The following is a 22301-nucleotide window of genomic DNA, read 5'->3' on the forward strand; positions in this document are numbered from 1 at the left end:
CGAGTTCGAACGACGAATACAATCTCTGGCTTATGAATGGGAATAAGGCAATTAGAACCTCTCGACTACAGAGAGGTTCTATGAGTTTCGTTAGCTTAGAAAGGATGGTTTGACAATTGATTCGTACTTTCTAGCATTTTTTCTGCCACGTAGTGGTGTGTTGCTGTGGTCGGGTGTGTTACGTCCCAGAATACAAACTTATCAGAGCCAGAAGACGCACACTCAGAACGCAATGAGTGATGGTATAGGTAATCTACCGATGAAGAGCGGTTGATGTCTTGGCAAGCTTGGCTCGCGTTTACAAAACCGTGTTGCTCTGGATTTGCTGTTAAGCTTTCAAACAGTGCATGCGTATCGTACAAGGTAACGTTGTAGCCTTGTGCAGTGTAATACGCCGCTTGTGCTTTGATGAACTCATTCATTTCCACGATCTTCGCGCGGATCTTGTTGATTTCTTCTTGAGTCGAGTAGGTAAACTGTGGTGCACGTGTTGCATCTGGTAGTGTCATCAACAACAAGTTCTTCGCACCTGCATCGGTCAGTTTAATCAAGGCTTCCGCGTAGTCTGATTTCACTTCTGGCACGCTACGGTTGTAGTTCATGAAGTCATTTAGACCAAACTCAAGGGTAAACAGGGTATTAGCAGGCTTGTAGTTTTTCGCTAATTTCGCATATGCCAAGTAAGAGGAAACTTGCTCACCTACACCAGTCAGAGCGATGTATTGGTTTTCGCCTGCCGCGCCACCTACAGCCCAGTTGTATAGCGGTAAGTTTTTCGCTTGAGCAATGTACTCAGTCCACACAAAACCGTTTGAGAAGTGTCCCAAGAACCAGCTATTTGGATTCGGGAATCGCCATTGTGATGCATTAAAGATGTTGCCTGTATCAGACAAGCTGTCACCCAACGCTACGACCTTGTTGATTTGGTCTGGCTGCATGACAGGGTCGTTGCTCCAGATGGTATGGTTGTAGGAGAAACGGTTATCGGCTGCAAAGAAGGTGATGTCAGCATTTTCATTTGCTAGGTCAAGAGTTTGCTCACAACGTTGCTTGATAACACTTTGCGGTGTGTCTGTGTAGAACATGTTCTTGAAAGAAACCGAACTCCACCAGTAGCCATCAAGCGTGAAGTAACTGCCGTCTGGATTTTCTGCCCACTCCCAATCGGTCGCAGGTTCATCTTTTGAATAACTGGTGCGGTACCAGCAGCGGACATAAGTGTAAGTTTGTTTCGCTTGCGCGCTTCTTACTTGAGAGGCACTTACCATCTCTGGAGACAATGTTGGCTCGGCAGCGTGAGCAAAACTTAGTGGTAGTAATAATGCACTAAGTAACGTAATAGTTTTATTCATGATTCACTCTCTGTGATGATTATCGTCATGATTTAGGTGAGAATTTATCTCACCAAACGTCCTCATTCTGAGTAAATACCCTACTTAGTCAAATATCTAATTATTCATTCTGTCAATTCTGGTACCGCGTTCAACTTTCAATAGATTTAGTAAATAGCATGATTTTATAAAATCTAGAATAATTACTCACTAACATTAATTTAACATGCACTTTTGGCGTTAATAAGTAATTGCTTTATAAGAAAATTGGTTCTCTTTTGATGTTCACTTTATCTGTTGATTAAATGATCTTTTATTAACAATTATGCATTCACAAAATCAATTGTTTGGATTTTTTTACAAATAATCTATAGCTGAGTAGCTCATGTTAATGATAGGTGAATGATTTTTCATGAGCGTAAAGTGAATAAAAATCAGCTCAAAAAGGAATAGAGCAAATGCATCACACAACAACTAAATTAAATGGCTTGTTTTCATTGTCTGCCGTTGCAGTGGCACTGACATTTTCGATGTCAGCGCATGCGGCTCCTCTGACGGGGTTCGACGAATCTAACTTGCCGACCAAATACATCGTCAAATTTAAAGAAGATACGTCCAGTCCTTCAGCATTGGGTGGGAACTCATTCTGGGGACCACGTATCGCGCAAGAGTCGGTCTTAGATCAGCTCAAAGCGCGTAAAGTGGAAAAGCTAGGAAATCGCGCGATTTACAGCGTGGAAATGGAAGACTCGGAGTTGGGGCAACTGCGTAACCGCAGCGACGTGGAATACGTTGAAATTGACCCACCGCGTTATCTGTTAAGCGAGACTATCCCTTGGGGCTATGAGGCGGTGAATGCTCAGCTTCTGAATGACTCAAATGCAGGGAATCGCACCGTGTGTATCATCGACTCGGGTTACGATTTGGCGCACAATGATCTGAGTGGTAACCGAGTGTCGGGTACAAATGATAGCGGTACCGGTTCTTGGAGTGTTCCGGGTAATAACAACGCTCACGGTACACACGTAGCGGGTACGATTGCCGCGATTGCCAACACGGAAGGCATCAAAGGCGTTATGCCAAACCAAAACGTGAATTTGCACATTGTTAAGGTGTTCAATGAAGCGGGTTGGGGCTACTCATCCAGCTTGGTGAAAGCGGTACAAACTTGTGCTGACAACGGCGCGAACGTGGTCAACATGAGCCTTGGTGGTAGCCAGTCGAGTGTGACAGAGAAAAACGCGTTGCAAACCATTTACGACCAAGGCGTGTTGCTGATTGCCGCTGCGGGTAACGATGGTAATACTGCGCACAGTTACCCAGCATCTTACGATTCAGTTATGTCGGTTGCGGCGGTGGATGATAAGCGTGATCACGCGGCGTTCTCTCAAGCGACAGACCAAGTTGAAATCGCAGGTCCGGGCGTAGCGATTCTATCTACGGTGACAGTCGGCGAGGGTAAGCTTTCAGACATTCGCTTGAATGGTGTTAGCCAGTTCGATCGTGGCATCGTTCCTCATAACCGCTTGATCCAATCGGGCGGCAGTTACGGTCCTGATCCAGTAGCCGGTTCTATCACGGCGACACTGGCAAGCTGTGACGTATCTGGTAGCAGTTTCAGCTGTGGTGATATGTCTGGCAAGATCTGTTTGACCGAGCGTGTGGGTAACCAATCATCAGGCAACTACCCAGAAATCGATGCAGTTCAAGCGTGTTACAACGCAGGCGCAAGTGCGGCGATTGTGTACAGTAACTCTGAGCTACCGGGTTTGCAGAATCCTTTCCTTGTCGATCAAAACAACGCGGCGCGTATTGTGTCAGTGACGGTTGATCGTGCTTTCGGTCAGGAGCTGTTGGGCTATGTTGGTCAAGACATCACGGTATCGACCACCAAGGGTGAAGACTACGAGTACTACAACGGTACTTCGATGGCGACACCGCACGTAACGGGTGTTGCAGGTTTAGTGTGGAGTTACCATCCAACCTGTACCGCAGCACAAGTACGTAACGCACTGATCAAGACAGCAACGGACATCGACGTAACAGGTCGTGATAACCGCACTGGTCATGGTCTTGTGAATGCTGAGGCTGCGAAACAATACCTTGACGCAGGCTGTAATGGTCCGGATGGCGGCGGCTCTGGCAACGACAACGTTCTAGAAAATGGTGTGGCGAAAACGCAGCTTTCTGGCGGCAGCAAATCAAGCACAGTATTCGTGTTTGACGTCCCAGCGGATGCAACGCAAGCGACATTCAACATGAGTGGTGGTTCTGGTGATGCTGACCTTTACGTGCGCTTTAACGGCACACCAAGCACCAGCACTTACGATTGTCGTTCATGGGCGGGCGGTAATGGCGAAAGCTGTAGCTTGAACGTATCTGGCGCAGGGCAATATGAAGTATTGGTTTACGGCTACAGCGCGTACTCTGGTGTTTCTCTTGTTGCCGCGCATAACGGTTCGGGTGATTCATCAGGCGGCGGTTCTGCACCTTCTAGCTACACCAACTCGAATGCAGTAGCGATTCCTGACAACAGCTCTGCAGGTATCGTAAGCCCATTAGATGTGGCTCGCTCTGGCGATGCAGGTTCAGTGACTATCGACTTGGATATCACTCACACCTACATTGGCGATCTTCGTGTCACGCTAACGTCACCAGATGGTGGTCAAGTAGTACTGCACGACAATGCGGGTGGTGGTGCGAACGACATTAAAACCAGTTTCCAAGCGGACTTCTCTGGTTTTGAATCGCAAGGCACATGGGAACTTAAAGCGGTGGACAATGCCAGAAGAGACACAGGCACCATCAACAGTTGGACTCTGACCTTTCAATAAGGAGTGACTATGAAGAAGTTGACCTTACTTTCTTTGTCTGCGGTAGGCGCTACCGCACTATTGGCAATCGGACTGAGCTCAAACAGCTTGGCAAACAATCAAGGATTTCCTCTCGTGGATGAACGCCAAGATCAAGCCGAGCAGCAACCTGCACGCTACTTTGTTAAGTATCATGAAGGAAAAGAGAGCGAAGTGAGAGCGCTTCTTCGTCAGCACAACATTGAAGTGGTCGACGCTCTGGTGAAACAACACGTGTTGGTTGTGGTGGGTGAACAGGCGGAAGTCGAGAAGCTCGCGGATCACGATGCGGTCGAATACACCGAGCAAGAGCCGACAAGAAAGCTGCTATCTAACGGAAGTACGCTTCAATAAGCCAAACTTGCTTAAGATAGTGCCAAAAAAGAAAAACGCCCCTCACGTGAGGGGCGTTTGTTTTCTTTCTACGATTGCTTTCTATGACTGGTTTCTTATAAAGCCAGTCGCTTGCTATGACTAGAGGTTCTTTAGGATCGATGCCGATGAGCCTATTCGCGCATCAATCAAGTCAGTTATCAGCTAGTCATATTCAGACTACTTAGCGAACAATCAGACCCAGTAAGATACCAACAGCGCCGAAGTCTGCGTCACTAAAGGTCGTGTTAGCAAAACCTAGGTCACCAAGTACTGGCATTAGGAATACTGGTAGGAAGGTAATCAGTAGACCTTGTGCAAAAGCACCCAAGATTGCACCGCGACGACCACCTGTAGCGTTACCAAATACACCTGCAGCAGCACCCACAAAGAAGTGTGGAACAACACCAGGAATAATCACAGTAAGTCCCATCACGTAAAGTAGGAACATACCCAAAAGACCCGCCGCAAAGCTCGATAGGAAGCCAACCAATACTGCGTTTGGTGCGTATGGGAATACAACCGGACAATCAAGCGCAGGTTTTGCGTTTGGCACTAGTTTGTCTGAGATACCTTTAAACGCTGGAACGATTTCTGCGATAACCATACGTACACCTTGAAGGATGACGTACACACCACCGGCGAATGTGATGGATTGCATCAGCGCGAACATGAACCAGTGCTTACCACCGCTGACTTCGCGTACAAAGTCGCCGCCAGCGAAGATACATGTCACCATAAAGATGATGCCCATGGTGAACGAGATTGCCACTGGCGTATCACGTAGGAACAACAAGCTCTTAGGTACGTTCATCTCTTCAGTAGAGTGTTCTTTGTTACCGAACTTGCTGCCAATAAAGCCCGCTAGTACGTAAGAAAGGGTAGAGAAGTGACCAATAGCAACGTCATCAGAACCTGTAACTTGCTTCATGTACTTGTGAGCAATCGCAGGGAAGAACACCATCACAGAGCCCACAACTAGAGAGCCAAGCGCGATCAGTGGAACGCCTTTCATGCCGCTAGAAGCAAGGATTGCTGCTACCATCATCGACATAAATAGTGTGTGGTGACCCGTTAGGAAGATGAATTTCCATGGCGTGAAGCGAGCGATCAAGATGTTCACTAACATACCGAAGAACATGATCATCGCCATCTCTTTACCAAACGCTTCTTGCGCGATAGAGACGATAGCTTCGTTGTTTGGAACCACGCCTGTGATGCCAAATGCGTGTTGGAAAATCGTCGCAAAGTCACCCAGAGAAGTCACAACCAGACCCGCACCCGCGCCAAGCACGATGAAACCAAGAATGGTTTTTACTGTACCTTTAATGCACTCGGTGACCGGTTTTTTCTGAGCAATTAAGCCGATTAGGGCGATGAGACCTACCAGAACCGCTGGCTCTGATAGGACATCGTTCATTAAGAAACTGAAAAATTCCATAACGCCACCTTATAGAGCGCCAAGCTCTTGAAGTGCCACAGATAGACGCTCTTTCATTGCCACTTTGTCGACCATGTTATCAAGCGCAACGATGCGTGGTTCAACGCCCAGTGCGTTCAACTGCTCAACGATGTCGTTAGTACCGATGAAGATGTCACAATCCGTACCTTTTACAGAACCTAGATCGATATGATCCACTTCTGCGTTTACATTCAATTCTTTCACGATGCCTTTGATGCTCATTTCCATCATTAGGCTAGTACCAAGACCGTGACCGCAAACAACCATAATTTTCATAATTCAGACCTTTTCTTTTTATAGGGGTGTATGCCCATTTTTTAAGGGCACATCAGGAGTTAGTATTTTTCGATGATCGCGAGAACATCTTGTGTGTTTTGAGCGGTGCAGATGGCTTCTACATGCTCTTCATTCATAAACAACTCTGCCAGTTTAGAAATCGCATCCACGTGCGAGTTACTGTCTGTCGCGGCTAGCGTAACCAGCATTTTCACTGGGTCGTTACCTTCAGAATCGAAGTTCACGCCGTTTTGAATTACCGTGATAGCAAGAGACAAACGGTTAACGCCATCTTCAGGGCGAGCGTGTGGCATTGCCATACCAGGACCTACCACGTAGTAAGGACCGAGCTCTTCGTGTGAGCGGTAAATAGCGTCCACGTAGCTTGGCTCAATCGCACCATTTTCAATCAGTGCTTCACAGGATTTGCTCACCGCATCTTTCCAGTCAGTAGCATCAGAATGGATGCGAATCACATCAGAGGTAATCAGTTCACGTAGCATTGGATCTTTCCGGTTTGTTGTTTTGTTGATGGGTACTTTATCGATCAATTTGTCAGAAAAACCTGAGAATGATCACAAATGGTAGCGCTATCTGATAGCGCTATCATAAATTGTGATAGCGCTACCATTTTTATCAGTCGTCCGAGTTTCATATGCTTGTGATCGACTTCTAATGCGCTAATATCAAAACCAATAAAACGCTGTGGTAAGATGTCGCGGCAGAAAATAGAGAACACTAAATAAGAACAATGAGCGAACCTCGCAAACGAAGAAGTACTGGCAATGTCACCTTGGCAGACGTCGCTAAAAAAGCCGGCGTAGGCACCATGACGGTGTCGCGAGCATTACGAACGCCCGAGCTAGTATCTGACAAGCTGAGAGAAAAGATTCAACAAGTGGTTGATGAGCTCGGCTATATCCCGAATAAAGCGGCAGGGGCTTTGGCGTCTGCTGAAAGTTACTCCATCGCTCTTATCATTCCTTCCCTGTTTGAAAAAGCGTGCGCGCTTTTCTTACCGAGCTTTCAACAAGCGTTGAACAAAGCAGGTTATCAGTTGCTGCTTGGCTACAGCGACTACTCGGTAGAGCAAGAAGAGAAACTGCTTTCGACATTTCTTGAGAGCCGTCCAGCCGGAGTGGTGCTGTTTGGTAATGAACACAGCCAACGTACTAATCAGCTTTTGGAAGCCTCGAACACGCCAGTATTGGAAATTGCTGAGTTAAGTTCGAAAGCCAGTTACCTCAATATCGGTGTCGACCATTTTGAGGTGGGTAAAGCGTGTACCAAGCATGTGATTGAGCAAGGCTTCAAGAACGTGGGCTTCATTGGTGCGCGTGGGGATCACTCCACTTTGCAACGTAAGCTACACGGCTGGCAAAGCGCGATGATTGAGAACTACCTTGCGCCGGACCATTTTTTAACCACGCACGAAGCACCATCTTCACAATTGGGTGCGGAAGGGTTGGCGAAGCTTTTATTGCGTGATTCAAGTTTGAATGCTCTGGTATGTAGCCATGAAGAGATAGCGATTGGCGCATTGTTTGAGTGTCATCGCCGAGTGCTGAAAGTCCCGACCGACATTGCGATTATCTGTTTGGAAGGCTCTTCCATGGGTGAGCACGCCTACCCAAGTTTGACCTGCGCGGAATTCGATTACGAACGTATGGGGACGAAAGCCGCAGACAAGTTACTGCAAGCCATTAAAGGTGAGCCTGTAGAGCATGCAACGGACATGGGCTTTAAGCTAAAACGCCGAGCGAGTACTGCGATCAACTAATTTGATTAGCGACAAAACGCGATACAAAAAACCTCTCAATGCTGAGAGGTTTTTTTATGCGTGAGAATAGTGACTGTCGACTACGGGCGCTCACCTGCCGCTAGGCGACGTTCGATATCAGCAACCACTTCTGGGAAGTCAGCGATCGTATCGATAAGGTAGTGCGGCGAGCTCTTGAGCAATTTTGCACGCGCTTTTTCACGAGCGGCATCAAGCGTTGCTTCGTCCGCGGCTTGGTATTCTTCAAACGTTAGACCTGCTTCGTTACCAGAGAGCAGCAAACCAACGGTCCACATACCGGCGTTGTGACCTTCATCGATGCCCGGTGCGGCGTCATCCACTTTGATACACGCATTAACGTCGGTAACATTCAGCTCAATCACGTTTTTCAGTGCCATAAATGGTGCAGGGCGACCACCTTGCGGTAGGTCATCCGTTGCTACTACGTAATCTGGCTTGTAACCGTAATCCGCTGCAACAGGAATCAGTACATCCATCACTTCGCGAGGGTAACCAGAACAAGAACCGATCTTGATGCCTTTGTCTTTCAGACTGTTCACAACTTCAATCGCATTTAAGATAGGCTCTGCATGGTCAGCCACTTTTGCTTTTTGCAGAGGCATAAATGCTGCGTAGATAGCGTCGATGTCTTCGCTGGTCATTGAGCGACCAAACTTCTCATTCCAACGCTTATCAACCGCAGGGATGCGACCCACTGCTTGGATGTGATCCCACTTACCAAGACCCATTGGTTCGCGCGCTTCTTCAAGGTCGATTTCAAAATTAAAGCCTTGTTTGAATGCTTCCACAAAGATGCTGGTTGGCGCAAAAGAGCCGAAATCGACGATAGTGCCAGCCCAGTCAAAGATCACTGCTTGAATTGGTGAGTTGCTCATGTTCAATCCTTTTTCTTGCTTGCCAGAGCGCTGCCTACACATTGGAACCGCGCTCTGGATAAATTGGTTTTTGTTGAGGTCTATCGACCCTAAAAGTAGTTAAAGTCTTTGCACACTTTGGCGATGGCTTCTTCGAAGATCGCCAGCGCTTCTGTCAGTTGTTCGCGAGTGATGATCAGCGGTGGGCTGAGTTGAATCACATTGCCTTGCGATACCTTGAAGCTCACGCCATTGTTGAGGCATTGGTACAATACAGCTTCCGCTTCGTCATACGCGCGTGCTTTGCTTTCGTGGTCAGTGACCAACTCAATGCCCCATAACATGCCGATGCCACGTACATCGCCAATCACAGGGTACTTGGCTTTCATCTCTAGCAGCTTTTCACGCATAAACTGGCTGTCGGCTTTGGCTTTATCTAGCAAGCCGTCTTGCTCAATGGCTTCCATGGTTGCCAGTGCTGCAGCACAACCGATAGGGCTTTTCTCATGAGTGTAGTGACCCATGGAGATTTGCTCGGCGGTGTTGTATTTGTCTTTGGTTACCATGGCTGCGATAGGCACTAACCCTCCGCCCAAACCTTTACCGATGCAGAGCATATCTGGCTCGATGTCGTAGGCTTGGTAGGTAAACCATTCACCGCTGCGACCCATGCCATTCGGGATGTCGTCGATGATCAACATGACATTGTGTTTGTCACAGATTTCGCGAATGCGTTTCCAGTAGGCTTTGCTCGGTACTTGTACGTCGGTATTACGAACTGCTTCTGCGATAAACGCGCCCACGCCGCCTTCTTTCTCAATCACGTATTCGAGGTAGTCGGCATAATGCACATCGCTACCGTCGGCAACTGGAAAAGCGCCTCGGTAAGACACTGCTGGTGGAATGCGTTCAACACCTGCTATTAATGGTCCCATGCCTTGGCGGAAACACGCTTCGCCACCCACTGAGATGGCATCCAACGATGCGCCGTGGAAGGAGTCCCACAACGACACCACCTTGTAGTTGCCCGTGATGTGGCGAGCTAATTTAAGAGCCATGCCAACCGCAGATGTGCCACCCGGAGCAAACAACACGCGATTCAACTCGCCGCCACAGATTTGGGTGAGTTTTTCGGCACATTCAATCGCGGTCTCGTTGGTAAAACGACGTGGTGAAAACGGCAGTCTGGCAATTTGCTCTTGCACACGTTTAATCACATGCGGGTGACCGTAGCCCAGTTGATGGACGTTATTGCCATGGAAATCCATGTACTTTTTACCGGTAGCATCTTGGATGTAGATGCCTTCTGCTGCTTCCAAGGTATCTAAGCAAGGCGTCGACATGGCTTGATGAAGAAAGACCTCCGAATCACGCTTCAACAATGCTTGTGTGCGTTCATCGTCCATCGATGCATTCCAAGCTTGGCGCGCTGGTGTTGTGTTAACATCGCCTTCGCTGCGGAAGTGGGTGGGTTTGATATTCTGAGTCATAACGCTCTCTCAATCAGAAGGCTGCTTTACGCAACTTGCCAGTACATTGCTTTTTCAATTGCACCGATTAAGCGCTCGATATCTGCTGGGTAAACTTCGCCAATGTTGCCGATACGGAAGCAATCTGCATTCGATACCTTACCCGGATAGATCACGAAGCCCTGCTCTTTCAAACGTGTGTAGAACGCTTTGAATTGGTAATCACTGTGCGTCGGAGAGTAGAAAGAAGTGATGATTGGCGAGTGAAGGTCATCACTCAGTAGTGGCTCAAACCCTAAAGAACGCATACCTGCAACCAGTGTTTTCTGGTTAGTTTGGTAACGGTTATGACGAGCCTCAATGCCGCCTTCTTGTTCCAGCTCTAACAATGCTTGATAGAAAGCGCGAACCGTGTGCGTTGGAGACGTAAAACGCCATTTGCCGTGGTTCACTTCCATGCAGTGCCACTGGTCGTAAAGATCAAGGCTTAAAGAACGAGCCTGACCTTGGCACTTTTCTAGCTCAGTTTGTTTCGCAATCACAAAGCCAAAACCCGGTACGCCTTGAATACATTTGTTTGCAGAGCTGATCATAAAATCGATGCCTAGCTCAGCAATATCGATAGGAATGCCACCAAAGCTCGACATGGCATCGAGAATCACCACTTTACCGTGTGCTTTCGCTGCAGAAGCAAATGCCTCAATTGGGTTAAGCATGCCAGTGGTTGTCTCGCAGTGAACAATCGCCACGTGTGTTATCGCAGGATCCGATGCCAATGCAGTTTCCACCTCGTTCAAGTGTGGCTGTGATGTTTCGCCTGGGGAAACTACATGGCATGGAATATTTAGGTATTCAGCGATCTGAGCGATACGCGCACCGTAAGCGCCGTTGTCGACAACCAACAATTTTCCATCTTTGCCAATGGCGCTGCCAATCGTTGCTTCTACTGATGCGGTGCCACTACCTTGCATTAGTACGCTGGTGTAGCCGTTTTGCTCCGTCGCCAGTTTTACAAGCTTAGTGCGGATCACTTCTACAATGTCTTTGTTGTATTCATCATCCCAAGTACACCAGTCTTTTAGCATGGCTTCACGTACTGTTTCAGAAGTAGATAGAGGACCTGGAGTCAGTAGTAGGTATTCGTTTTTCATCTCGATTTCCATCAGAATAGGCTAATTGGTCTACACCAAATTTCGAGTTCACTCTAGCGAGGAAGAAAAGGGCAGTAAATAGGCGAATCTTCAATTTCATAAAACTTTAATATCCAGAAAATAGCGGATCATTTGAACAATTATTCATCGCAAATTTTCGTAAAACTGCCATTTAATGGTCATGATTTCGTCACAAAGGCTCAGTAGGGTGTATATCGTCAACTGGTACAGACCAAATAAAAACTTAGCCAAATTAACTGGAGAAAATGATGAAAAACCGTTTGATGAAAGGATCGCTGGCTGCACTTGTCTCTCTGCTAGCTACGAATGCAATGGCAGCACAGGAAGTCACGGTTTACACCGCTTTCGAAACTGACATTCTTGCGAAATACAAGTCTGCGTTTGAGAAAGATAACCCAGATATCAAGATTAAGTGGGTTCGCGATTCAACCGGTATCATGACGGCGAAATTGCTGGCAGAAAAGAACAACCCTCAAGCGGAAGTGGTTTGGGGTCTTGCTGGCTCGTCAATGGCACTGCTTAAAGATGAAGGTCTTCTTAAGCCTTACACACCAAAAGGTTTGGAAGAGCTGCACGCGAACCTAAACGACCCTCAATCAAACCAAGCTTGGTTCGGTAACGATGCGTTCTTCAACGCAGTTTGTTTTAACGAAGCGGTAGCGAAACAACTTAACCTACCGAAACCAACGTCTTGGGAAGATCTAACGAAGCCGGTTTACAAAGGTCACATTGCAATGCCGAACCCAGCGTCTTCAGGTACTGGCTACATGCAGGTTTCTGCTTGGCTACAAAACATGGGTGAAGATCAGGCATGGAACTACATGCGTGACTTGGATAAGAACATTGCACACTACACGCACTCGGGCTCTAAGCCATGTGTTCAAGCCGGTATGGGTGAAGTGGCTATCGGTATTTCGATGGCAAGCCGCGGCGCGAAGCTGAAAACACAAGGTGCACCACTAGCGGTTATCACACCAAAAGGCATCGGCTGGGAATCAGAAGCTGTTGGTCTAGTAAAAGAGTCTGATGCAGCGAAACGTGTTGTCGACTGGTCAATCTCTAAAGCAGCAAACGAGCTTTACGTAGAAATGTACCCAGTGGTTGCACATAAAGAAGTGAAAGCGACCGTGTCTAACTTCCCGAACGTTCAAGAGAACATGGCGAAGATGGACTTCGCGCAAATGGGCAGCAAGCGTGCAGAGATCCTAGCGGCATGGTCTGAGAAGTTTGACGCGAAATCAGAGCCAAAGTCTTAATTGAATTTGCTTTGAGTTGAATGCTGAAATCCACCTCGGTTGAGGTGGATTTTTTGTTTTCTCTGTTATTTCAGAGTTTGCTGTAAGTAGATTCCTAGTCTCACCTAGGTTCGCTGGAATGACGGACTTAAGAAAGTTGGGAGCTTCTATCCGCACTTACAACGTCATTCTCGAGAGCGACGGAGGAGTGAGTCGGGAATCTCAGAATATAGTGCTTGTAAGAGATTCCGGATGGCTCGCTTAGGCTCGTCCGGAATGACGATCTTAAGCGTATGGCGTGAAAGTCAAAGCTCGTAATTCTAGGCAATGAGTGTGATTTCAGAATTTATGAACCACACTCACCACGTCATTCTCGAGAGCGACGAAGGAGTGAGTCGGGAATCTCAGAATATAGTACTTGTAAGAGATTCCGGATGGCTCGCTTAGGCTCGTCCGGAATGACGATCTTAAGTATATGGAGTGAAGGTCAAAACTTGTCGTTCTGAGCCGCGAATGTGATTTCAGAATTTGTAATCCACGCTCATCACGTCATTCTCGAGAGTGACGAAGGAGCGAGTCGGGAATCTCTAATTACCACTTGAACAAACCCTGCCTCCCTTCATCTATTTGTCATCTTCTGGCTATAAATTTGTCATTGGAACGTAACACTCCAAAACTAAAGTTGGTATATACCATTTGGAGCGTGTGTTATGTCAACTAACCAACATTACCTAAATATCGAAAATGTAGTGAAGCAATTCGGACAGTTCACTGCATTAAAGAAAATCTCGCTAGCGATTGAAAAGGGCGAGTTTGTTTGTTTTCTTGGTCCTTCTGGCTGCGGTAAAACCACTCTGCTACGTGCCATTGCAGGTTTAGACTTGCCAACGTCTGGTGCGATTTTTCAAAACGGTCAAGAGACCACATTCCTACCACCAGAGAAGCGCGATTTCGGCATCGTATTCCAATCTTACGCGCTGTTTCCGAACCTAACTGTGCAAGAGAACATTGCGGTGGGTTTGAAGAATCAAGGAATGTCGACCAAAGAAGCGCTAGAGAAGGTAGATTACTGGCTAGAAACCATTGGTCTTCCAACCTCTGGAGAGAAATTCCCTAACCAACTTTCTGGTGGTCAGCAGCAGCGTGTTGCTTTGGCTCGTGCATTGGCGCTATCTCCGGGTCTACTGCTACTTGATGAGCCGCTGTCAGCGCTGGATGCAAAAGTACGTGTTCACTTACGTGATGAGATTTGCAAGCTGCAACGTAAGCTGGGCATCACCACCATCATGGTTACGCACGATCAGGACGAAGCATTGTCGATGGCGGATCGCATTGTGGTGATGAACCATGGCGTGATTGAGCAAGTCGGTACACCTCAAGAGATCTACCAACAACCAGCAACGCGCTTTGTCGCTGAGTTTGTCGGCAGCATGAACTTTATTGAAACCTCAGTCGCAACGGACTCCCAAGTACGCATTGCCGAAACCTTGATGCCAGCGCCAAGCTTGACCAATCGTAAGATCCAACGTGGTGACCGCTTTGACCTTGCGGTGCGTCCTGAAAGCATCAAGTTCGTTGAAAACTACAATAACTCTTTACCTGTGCGAGTTACCGCTACCGAGTTTCTGGGGGCGTTTTTCCGCATTGATTGCGTATTGCAAAACGACAGCTCAACGAAAACCATCGTCGTGGATGTGCCTGTGGAAACGGTTCAAAAACTCAATATCAAGGCGGGCGATGTACGTTACATCCAGTTTGCTGAAGAAGGGCTGCATGGTTACGCCGTGCCCTCGGTTGATAAAGCGCTAGCGGCGTAGGTGTAAACATGGATGCGAAGACAATGACGATGAATAGCCTGACCACACAAGACAAATCAAAATCCCTACTCGGACGTGTTAGCCGCGACAACCTTGTGTTGTTTGGTTTGCTCGCTGGCTTGTCGACCATGATGGTGCTGTTCATCTTAATGCCGCTTTGGGCAATGTTGACCAAGAGTGTGCAAAATGCCAATGGCGAATTTGTCGGATTGGCAAACTTTGCGACGTACTTTTCTTCTTCAAGCTTGTGGGTGTCGGTGGGCAACACCTTCACTTTGGGCGTGATAGTGACCTCGGTAGTGGGTGTGCTTGCGTTTGGTTATGCCTACGCGCTGACTCGTTCATGTATGCCGTTTAAAGGTTTGTTTCAAATCCTAGGTACTGCGCCGATTCTTGCGCCTTCGTTGTTGCCAGCGATCAGTTTGATCTTCCTTTTCGGTAATCAAGGCATTGCTAAAGAGATGCTGTTAGGAAACTCGATTTATGGCGTGATTGGTATCTCGATGGGTTTGATTTTCTGGACATTCCCTCATGCATTGATGATTTTGACCACTTCGCTGCGTACTTCAGATGCCCGTTTGTATGAAGCAGCCCGCGCACTTAAAACTTCACCAATCAAAACCTTCTTTATGGTGACGTTACCTGCAGCGAAATACGGTTTGATCAGTACGCTTATCGTGGTCTTTACGTTAGTTATTACGGACTTTGGTGTGCCGAAAGTGATTGGTGGCAGCTACAACGTTCTGGCGACTGACATCTTCAAGCAAGTGGTGGGACAGCAAAACTTTGCCATGGGGGCGGTGACCAGCATCATGCTTTTATTCCCAGCGGTAATGGCATTTGGTGCAGACCGCTGGGTACAGAAAAAGCAAAAGAGCTTATTTGACACACGCTCGGTGCCTTATCAGCCAGAACCTAGCAAAGCGCGCGACAGCATTTGTTTGGTTTACTGCAGCATCATTTCTATTGCAGTGTTGGCTGTGCTTGGCATGGCGGTGTATGGCTCGTTAGTTACGTTCTGGCCTTGGAACAAAGCGCTGACGCTAAACAACTACAACTTTGCTGAAATGAGCACCTACGGTTGGAGCCCATTCTTCAACTCGCTAACGCTGGCAGGTTGGACAGCGGTTATTGGTACAGCAATCATCTTTGTCGGTGCTTACTGCATTGAGAAAGGGCGTGCGTTCGGTCCAATTCGTCAAGTGATGCAAATGCTCAGCGTGGTGCCAATGGCGGTTCCGGGTATGGTGCTTGGCTTGGGTTACATCTTTTACTTCAACGATGCGAACAATCCTTTGAACGTGCTTTATGGCACCATGGCATTCTTGGTGATTAATACGGTAGTGCATTACTACACCGTGGGTCACATGACAGCCCTGACAGCGCTAAAGCAGTTGCCATCGGAGATTGAAGCCACGGCGGCATCGGTGAAGCTTCCTCAATACAAGTTGTTCTTTAAAGTGACATTACCTGTGTGTTTACCTGCGATTTTGGACATTGCGACTTACTTGTTTGTTAATGCATTGACCACCACTTCTGCGGTAGTATTCCTTTACTCAACCGATACGATTCCGGCTTCGGTCTCGATTCTGAATATGGACGATGCAGGTCAAACTGGCGCTGCAGCGGCAATGGCTGTGATGATCATGATGGCTGCCGCGATTGCGAAGATTGTTCAGATGACTTTGGGTAAATTGTTAGAAAATCGCACACAAGCTTGGCGCAAAAGATAAGGACACTTCGTGCAATACGTAAAAATTAAAGATTCGATTGTTGAACAGATTGAAGCGGGCATGCTATCGCCGCGTCAAAAACTGCCAGCAGAGCGTAAGTTGGCGGAGTCGTTCGATACTACACGCGTCACTCTGCGTGAAGCTTTATCACTGCTGGAAGCAGAAGGTCGAATCTATCGCGAAGATCGCCGAGGTTGGTTTATCTCACCCGAGCCATTGCGTTACGACCCAACCCAAACGCTGAACTTCCCGAACATGGCGAAAGCGCAAAATCGCGTGCCAAAAACGGAGTTGGTCGCAGCAAAAGGAACGTTGGCAAACAAACAAGCGGCACGCTTGCTGGACTTGCAACCTTTCTCGGACGTGTATCGAGTCGACCGTGTGCGATACCTTGAAGATAGACCTGTGGTATTCGTAACAAACTACATTCGCCCAGAGTTGTTTCCGAACCTGCTGGACTACGATTTATCAAATTCACTGACGGACATTTACCGCGAGCATTATGGCGTGACGTATCAAAAGATTCGCTACCGCATTTCAACCAGCACTTTGTTGGGTGAAATGGCTCAGGCACTGCGCGCGACAGCCGGTACGCCAGCGATGGTGGTGGAGCGCATCAACTATAACCAACACGGTGAGTTGATTGATTGCGATATCGAATATTGGCGACACGATGCCATTAGCATTGAATCTCTGGCGGAACTCCATCGTTAAGTGGATTTTCTCATTATCTAAGGCTCCATCTCGGGGCCTTTATTTTATTCAGACAGGAACATTGAAATGGATTTGTTGGCGATTGGTCTCGTCGTTTTCTCTGCTGTTCTTCATGCGGGCTGGAATATCCTTGGCAAAAGCAACTCAGGCTCTGGACTCGCGTTTACCATGGCCGCCAGCTTTTCTGCATGTTTCATTCTTACCCCTTATTTGATTTGGTATTTGGCAACCATTGGCTGGACATCATTGCCGAGTGAGTTTTGGGGATTGCTGCTCATTAGCGGCATTTCACAAATGGTTTATCTGGTTGGTTTGATTGTCGCTTATAAGCACGCAGACGTGGGTGTGGTTTATCCGATTGCTCGGGCACTGCCTGTGATGATGGTCGGCGCAATCAGTGTTGCATTGGGACATGAATTATCTAGTCAGCAGTGGCTTGGATTCTTACTAATTACTCTTGGTTGTATGCTGGTACCACTGACGAATTTTCGTCAGATGACATTGAGCTCTTATTTGAACGTTGGTGTGTTCTGGGCATTGATTGCCGCAATAGGCACAACGGGTTACTCGGTAGTCGATAAAGAAGCGCTGAGCTTACTCACAGGACAAGCATCAGAGATCTTGAATGATCAGTACAGTGCAATCTTCTACTTGGGCGTGCAGTTTTGGGCGATTGGTATTCCAGCCCTTGTATGGTGCTTAGTTATGGGCAAGCCAGATGAGATTAAGACAGCGTGGCAGATCCGCAAAACAGCCAGCATGGCAGGGGTAATGATGGCATCCACCTACGGCTTGGTGTTGTTTGCGATGACCATGACAGACAACGTAAGTTTGGTGGTGGCACTAAGGCAAATCAGCATCGTGTTTGGATTGTTTATGGGGATTTGGTTTCTGTCTGAGAAATGGTATCTCACTCGGGGTATTGGGGTTACTTCGATTCTGGTGGGGATTATTTTGGCATTAACGCATTAACGCATTAACGCATTAACTAATGTGCGGGATATGCGCCCGTAATACAAAAAAGAAAAGGCAGCGAATGAGCCTCTCGCTGCCTTTTGTATTAACCTGTAAGCCTTGTTTAGAAACGCAATTGCGCACCAAACATCACGCCGCTAGAGTCAAAATCGCTGTTTTTTGAATACACATATTCTGCATTCAAACCAAAGTGTTTATAGCTCCAGCCAATACCGCCAGCCGCTTCACCACCAACACTTGAGTGTTCGATGTTTTTGCTCTGACCGTTTACTTTATAGGTGTATTCGAGAGTGTAGAGAGTGACACCTGCCTTGCCGTAAAGCTCGAAGCCTGAACCCAGTGGATAGCTAGCATAGCCACTTAAGCGAGGTCCGGAGAAGCTCGTATCGGTGACTTCTGAAATCGGACTCACGAGTATCGAACCAATACCGTCAAACGCGCCTTTATAACCCGCTTCGATACCAAAGTTATGCGTTGGCATGTAGCGGTAATAAATCTCACCTAAGAACATGTCGCCTGATTCTTCGCTCGTCGGTGCGTCGTAGTTCACACCGCCATAGCCAATGTTTGTACCTATGATGTGTTCGCTGGTGGTTGCGTTGGCAGACAAAGAAAGTGTCGACAACACCAAAGCAGTAACGAATGAATAACGCATGGACGTTTCCCCTTAGCTTTTAGCCTTTTAACCTTTTAGTTTCTTAGGACTTGTTCGAAAGTGACTTTGGTGTTGTCTAGCCATTCGTAACGACGACGGTACATAGAACGTTTTGAACGAGACATACCTTCAATATCACGACGAGGTGCATTTACGTCGATAGAGTAGAAGTTGCGGTCGTATTCTGTGCCACCAAGTTCTAGCCACAGCGCATCGTAATCGGTTTTGATTCTTCCTTTGCTGTAACGCTTAGCTGCGTAAGTGTGCGATTGAGTTTTTACTGCCAACAGTGTTTCTATGCCCCAAACCTGCGCAACGATAGCCAGCAATCCAACCATCAAGCTTTTCGGACGTTGACCGTATAGCTTACGCGTCAGCTTTTTGATTTTTGCGTTGTTTTCTTCACAGCTGCGTGGTCCTTGTAAACCACCAATCATGATGCATCGCTCGCCATTCTCATGACCCAAGCTGAAAGAAAGGGTATAGAAGTTGCCATCTTCTTGGCTATGCAGCACCAAGCTCATATCACCTTCTTTTTGGTAACGCGCTTCGTAAACCAAGCGGACCGAATACAAGATGCCGTCAATTTCAAATGAAGTCAGAGTTAGACCTTCCGCATCGGTGTAGATCTCTTGAATCAGTTCAGGCGAGATCAGGTCTGCTACCGAGTTGTAGTGATCGACAACAAGCGCAGAACGGTCGAAAGCAGGTCCATTCTTAATAATGTAAGGACGAAATGGCTTCTCTAAGAATCGGTGTGTACGAGTGCAAAGCAGTTCGAGCAGTGATGCTTCAATGTTGTCCGCAAGGTACTTAAACGACTTTCTGTAGAATAAAGCGCGTGCGATGAATTTTACGCGGTAGGTCCAAATTGGACGATAAATGTCAGCGTACTCATCAGAATAAATGGTTCTGCTGTGATCAAGGATGGATTTATTCATGGTCATTTCACTCCAAACTCATTTCCAGTTGTTCGGCTCTGTCAAAGAGGCGTGAGCGCTTGATATAAAACGCGAAAATAGGGCGATAAAAGAGAGTTGTCTTATTTCGCTCAAGCATTGACGGGAGCTGGTTTTGAACGGTGTTCTTTTGGCGAAGATTTTAAGAGAAAAAAGAAGCGAGGTTTGTATGGTTTGGTATGAAATTGTCAGAGCGTGTTGTTGTGCTCAGACAAACCCGTTGAGTGAGCTAATGAGTGGGTTCGTTTCTTCAGTAACCAATAGTCATTGTCACTATCTAGGGGGACTGAATGAGCTTTGAAGACAAACAAGCGATACACATCGTTGTTTTGAGTGCGAATCAAACCATTTTTGCGGAAGCAAGTATCTCGAAGTGAGTTAGGTATAAAACGTAATCTATGGATTTTTCTAGTGTTTATTTTTTTAGAGTCAAAGACGTTTAAAGAAAGCCGATAAATAAAATGAATTAATTTTAATCTTTTTTGAAATTAATTTTATTCGCTATAGGTCTCTATACGTACGCTACATTCATCGAGCACTTGGAACTCGATATTTAAAAGGTAAGTAAGGAGCATATTATGAAACGTTTAATCACTCTTGTTGGTCTCATTGCACTAACCGCTTCACCAATTGCTGCATTAGCTGGTGGGTATCAATGGACAAATAACAGCAAATCGATTCAAGGTAATGTCGTCGACAGCAAGCAAGCTGCTTACGAGATGGGCTTTGAAATGATTAAAGAATATCAAGGTAAAACATCTCTACAACTAAGCAAAGAACTGTATGGCTCTTTTGCGAAAGTAGACAAAAATTCTTTCTCAATCACTGATAGTAAAGTTACGGTGGATGAGTTTCTACAAGATAACGGACAAATTGCCTACCAACCAATTTTAAACGTGAAATACGAATATCGTTTGAGAGAGTTAGGTAACCGTTAATTTATATTCTCGCTAGCTAATATTTATTAATTTCTGCTTTATCCTTGCTGTGTGTTATTTATAGGAATGTTGGGGGGCTTTGCTCCCCTTTTTTTTATTGCTTAATTTATACTTTATTATTAATAGGCAATATTTTCTAACGCTCAGCGTCAGGTTTTCTCGCTCGTTGATTCTCATGTTCGTTTGTAAAGTGGTACTAAAGCAATATTGTGTGCCACTTTACAAAGGATACGGAATGACTCATCTCTCTTACTGGTTCAAGCAAGCTCTGGAAATGGAAGAACAGCCAACGCCGCCATTGTCACTCCAACAAGATATATCGACGGATGTGGCGATTGTCGGCGGTGGTTATACAGGTCTTTGGACTGCGATCATGATTAAGCAGCAATCGCCGGAAAAACAAGTGGTTGTGATTGAAAAAGGCTTGTGTGGCAGCGGGGCATCGGGCGCAAATGGTGGTTGTATGCTGACTTGGTCGACAAAGTTTCCAACATTGAAACGCTTGTTTGGTGAACAACAAGCGGCATGGTTAGTAAAAGAATCGGAGCAAGCAGTCTTGGAGATTGAGGCGTTTTGTCAGCAGCATAATGTTGATGCACAGTTATCCTTGAAAGGCGTTTACTACACGGCGACAAACCATGCGCAAACCGGAAGTATGCAGCCGGTCGTGGATGAACTTAAGCGGCTAAACGTGAATAGTTGGCGACATTGTCAGACTGAAGAGCTGCGAGAGAATGCTGGCTCACCAAGGCATGTGGACGGTTTTCACTCTCCTATTGCCGCAAGCGTCCAGCCGGCTTTGTTGGCTAGAGGGCTACGTCGTGTTGCTATCGAACTGGGTGTTGAGGTTTATGAAAACACGCCAATGACGCGTTTAGATTATGGTCAACCTGCAACCGTCAGTACGCCTAATACCACCATCAAAGCGAAGCAAGTAGTGTTGGCATTAAATGCTTGGATGGTGGAACACTTTAAGCAATTTAACAACAGCATCGTTGTTGTCTCTTCAGATATGGTGATTACAAAACCTCTGGGTGACGCTTTGCCTCAGTCAGGATGGCAAACGGGCTCTAGCGTGTTGGATTCACGTATCTTCGTCCATTATTATCGAGATACGCCAGATGGTCGTTTGATGTTGGGTAAGGGCGGCAATCAATTCTCTTACAATAACCGCGTCGACGTGATGTTTAATAAACCAACGCGCTATCAAAATCTGCTGCGTAAGTCGTTCGATAAGCTGTTTCCGCGTTTGAAAGGAACAGAATTCGCTTATTCATGGACGGGGGGTTCAGATCGCTCTGCTACCGGTTTCCCATTCTTTGGCGAGCTAGATAAACAGAACAATGTCTTTTACGGCTTTGGCTATTCGGGTAACGGTGTGGCTCAGACTCGAATGGGCGGAAAGATCTTATCTTCATTCGTATTGGGGCTAGATAATGACTGGACGCGAAGCGGTTTAGCCAGAGGACCATTAGGACAATTCCCACCAGAGCCTTTTCGTTGGACAGGGGCAATGATGGTGCGTAATGCCGTACGCCGAAAAGAGGAAGCAGAAGATAATGAGCAAACACCATTTATCTGGGATAAGTGGCTAGCAAAACTTGCGGGACCAGCAGGCAAAGCGGATAAGCTCGACTAAACTGAATATTTTGATCGCAAACGGATAGGGAAGAAGTGAAATCGTTA

General features: G+C 46.8%; 19 protein-coding genes. 10 read left to right on the forward strand and 9 right to left on the reverse strand.

Features of this window, described 5'->3' with window-relative positions:
• Positions 1–95: 95 nt before the first annotated feature.
• Entirely contained in the window at positions 96–1355 is a 1260-nt protein-coding gene (locus J4N44_RS18355) for an SGNH/GDSL hydrolase family protein (RefSeq protein WP_086028266.1), read from the reverse strand.
• Between the two features lie 434 nt (positions 1356–1789).
• Between J4N44_RS18355 and J4N44_RS18360 the strand changes: the two genes are divergently transcribed.
• Together J4N44_RS18360 and J4N44_RS18365 are read left to right on the forward strand one after the other, a co-directional pair.
• A complete protein-coding gene (locus tag J4N44_RS18360) occupies positions 1790–4165 on the forward strand; it encodes a S8 family serine peptidase (RefSeq protein WP_187993463.1) in 2376 nt (791 codons plus the stop codon).
• Positions 4166–4174: 9 nt separating this feature from the next.
• Positions 4175–4537: an ATPase gene (locus J4N44_RS18365; RefSeq protein ID WP_252045565.1), complete on the forward strand. Its 363-nt coding sequence runs from the start codon at positions 4175–4177 to the stop codon at positions 4535–4537.
• 202 nt (positions 4538–4739) lie between these two features.
• On the opposite strand, the gene ulaA is transcribed toward J4N44_RS18365, so the two are convergent.
• The 3 genes from ulaA to J4N44_RS18380 are packed head-to-tail and all read right to left on the reverse strand — an operon-like array spanning position 4740 to position 6796.
• Positions 4740–5996 carry a PTS ascorbate transporter subunit IIC gene (gene ulaA / locus J4N44_RS18370; protein ID WP_005384349.1) on the reverse strand — a complete coding sequence of 419 codons (1257 nt, stop codon included), beginning with the start codon at positions 5994–5996 and terminating at the stop codon, positions 4740–4742.
• 9 nt (positions 5997–6005) lie between these two features.
• Positions 6006–6293, reverse strand: coding sequence for a PTS sugar transporter subunit IIB (locus J4N44_RS18375; protein WP_252045566.1), 288 nt, complete (start codon positions 6291–6293; stop codon positions 6006–6008).
• Between the two features lie 59 nt (positions 6294–6352).
• Positions 6353–6796, reverse strand: a complete 444-nt coding sequence (locus tag J4N44_RS18380; RefSeq protein WP_005384357.1) for a PTS sugar transporter subunit IIA — start codon at positions 6794–6796, stop codon at positions 6353–6355.
• Positions 6797–7044: 248 nt separating this feature from the next.
• On the opposite strand from J4N44_RS18380, the gene J4N44_RS18385 reads away from it, so the two are divergent.
• Positions 7045–8073, forward strand: coding sequence for a LacI family DNA-binding transcriptional regulator (locus J4N44_RS18385; protein ID WP_005442357.1), 1029 nt, complete (start codon positions 7045–7047; stop codon positions 8071–8073).
• Positions 8074–8153: 80 nt separating this feature from the next.
• On the opposite strand, the gene phnX is transcribed toward J4N44_RS18385, so the two are convergent.
• The 3 genes from phnX to phnW form a co-directional block, all read right to left on the reverse strand.
• Entirely contained in the window at positions 8154–8969 is an 816-nt protein-coding gene (phnX, locus tag J4N44_RS18390) for a phosphonoacetaldehyde hydrolase (protein WP_252045567.1), read from the reverse strand.
• 89 nt (positions 8970–9058) lie between these two features.
• Positions 9059–10438: an aspartate aminotransferase family protein gene (locus J4N44_RS18395; protein WP_252045568.1), complete on the reverse strand. Its 1380-nt coding sequence runs from the start codon at positions 10436–10438 to the stop codon at positions 9059–9061.
• Between the two features lie 26 nt (positions 10439–10464).
• Entirely contained in the window at positions 10465–11568 is a 1104-nt protein-coding gene (gene phnW / locus J4N44_RS18400) for a 2-aminoethylphosphonate--pyruvate transaminase (RefSeq protein WP_252045569.1), read from the reverse strand.
• Between the two features lie 266 nt (positions 11569–11834).
• Between phnW and J4N44_RS18405 the strand changes: the two genes are divergently transcribed.
• From J4N44_RS18405 to J4N44_RS18425, 5 genes are all read left to right on the forward strand, one after another.
• Positions 11835–12845, forward strand: a complete 1011-nt coding sequence (locus J4N44_RS18405; protein ID WP_005384363.1) for a putative 2-aminoethylphosphonate ABC transporter substrate-binding protein — start codon at positions 11835–11837, stop codon at positions 12843–12845.
• A gap of 689 nt (positions 12846–13534) precedes the next feature.
• Entirely contained in the window at positions 13535–14641 is a 1107-nt protein-coding gene (locus J4N44_RS18410) for a putative 2-aminoethylphosphonate ABC transporter ATP-binding protein (RefSeq protein WP_005395343.1), read from the forward strand.
• 8 nt (positions 14642–14649) lie between these two features.
• Positions 14650–16374 carry a putative 2-aminoethylphosphonate ABC transporter permease subunit gene (locus J4N44_RS18415; protein WP_252045570.1) on the forward strand — a complete coding sequence of 575 codons (1725 nt, stop codon included), beginning with the start codon at positions 14650–14652 and terminating at the stop codon, positions 16372–16374.
• Positions 16375–16383: 9 nt separating this feature from the next.
• Positions 16384–17088, forward strand: a complete 705-nt coding sequence (phnR, locus tag J4N44_RS18420) for a phosphonate utilization transcriptional regulator PhnR (protein WP_017635094.1) — start codon at positions 16384–16386, stop codon at positions 17086–17088.
• 66 nt (positions 17089–17154) lie between these two features.
• Positions 17155–18060: an EamA family transporter gene (locus J4N44_RS18425; protein ID WP_252045571.1), complete on the forward strand. Its 906-nt coding sequence runs from the start codon at positions 17155–17157 to the stop codon at positions 18058–18060.
• 106 nt (positions 18061–18166) lie between these two features.
• Here J4N44_RS18425 and J4N44_RS18430 read toward each other — a convergent pair whose 3' ends face one another.
• Both J4N44_RS18430 and J4N44_RS18435 read right to left on the reverse strand, forming a co-directional pair.
• Positions 18167–18718, reverse strand: coding sequence for an outer membrane beta-barrel protein (locus tag J4N44_RS18430; protein ID WP_005445404.1), 552 nt, complete (start codon positions 18716–18718; stop codon positions 18167–18169).
• Between the two features lie 35 nt (positions 18719–18753).
• On the reverse strand, positions 18754–19665 hold the full coding sequence (locus J4N44_RS18435) for a VirK/YbjX family protein (protein ID WP_049538198.1): 912 nt from the start codon (positions 19663–19665) through the stop codon (positions 18754–18756).
• Between the two features lie 590 nt (positions 19666–20255).
• Here J4N44_RS18435 and J4N44_RS18440 point away from each other — a divergent pair.
• Both J4N44_RS18440 and J4N44_RS18445 read left to right on the forward strand, forming a co-directional pair.
• The gene (locus J4N44_RS18440) at positions 20256–20615 is read left to right on the forward strand and encodes a DUF3316 domain-containing protein (RefSeq protein WP_114320739.1); all 360 of its coding nucleotides are present in this window, start codon (positions 20256–20258) and stop codon (positions 20613–20615) included.
• Positions 20616–20850: 235 nt separating this feature from the next.
• Complete coding sequence (locus J4N44_RS18445; protein WP_114320740.1) at positions 20851–22254, forward strand: FAD-dependent oxidoreductase; 1404 nt, start codon at positions 20851–20853, stop codon at positions 22252–22254.
• Positions 22255–22301 lie beyond the last annotated feature (47 nt).

The organism is Vibrio sp. SCSIO 43155, assembly GCF_023716605.1.
GTDB classification, from domain to species: Bacteria; Pseudomonadota; Gammaproteobacteria; order Enterobacterales; family Vibrionaceae; genus Vibrio; species Vibrio harveyi.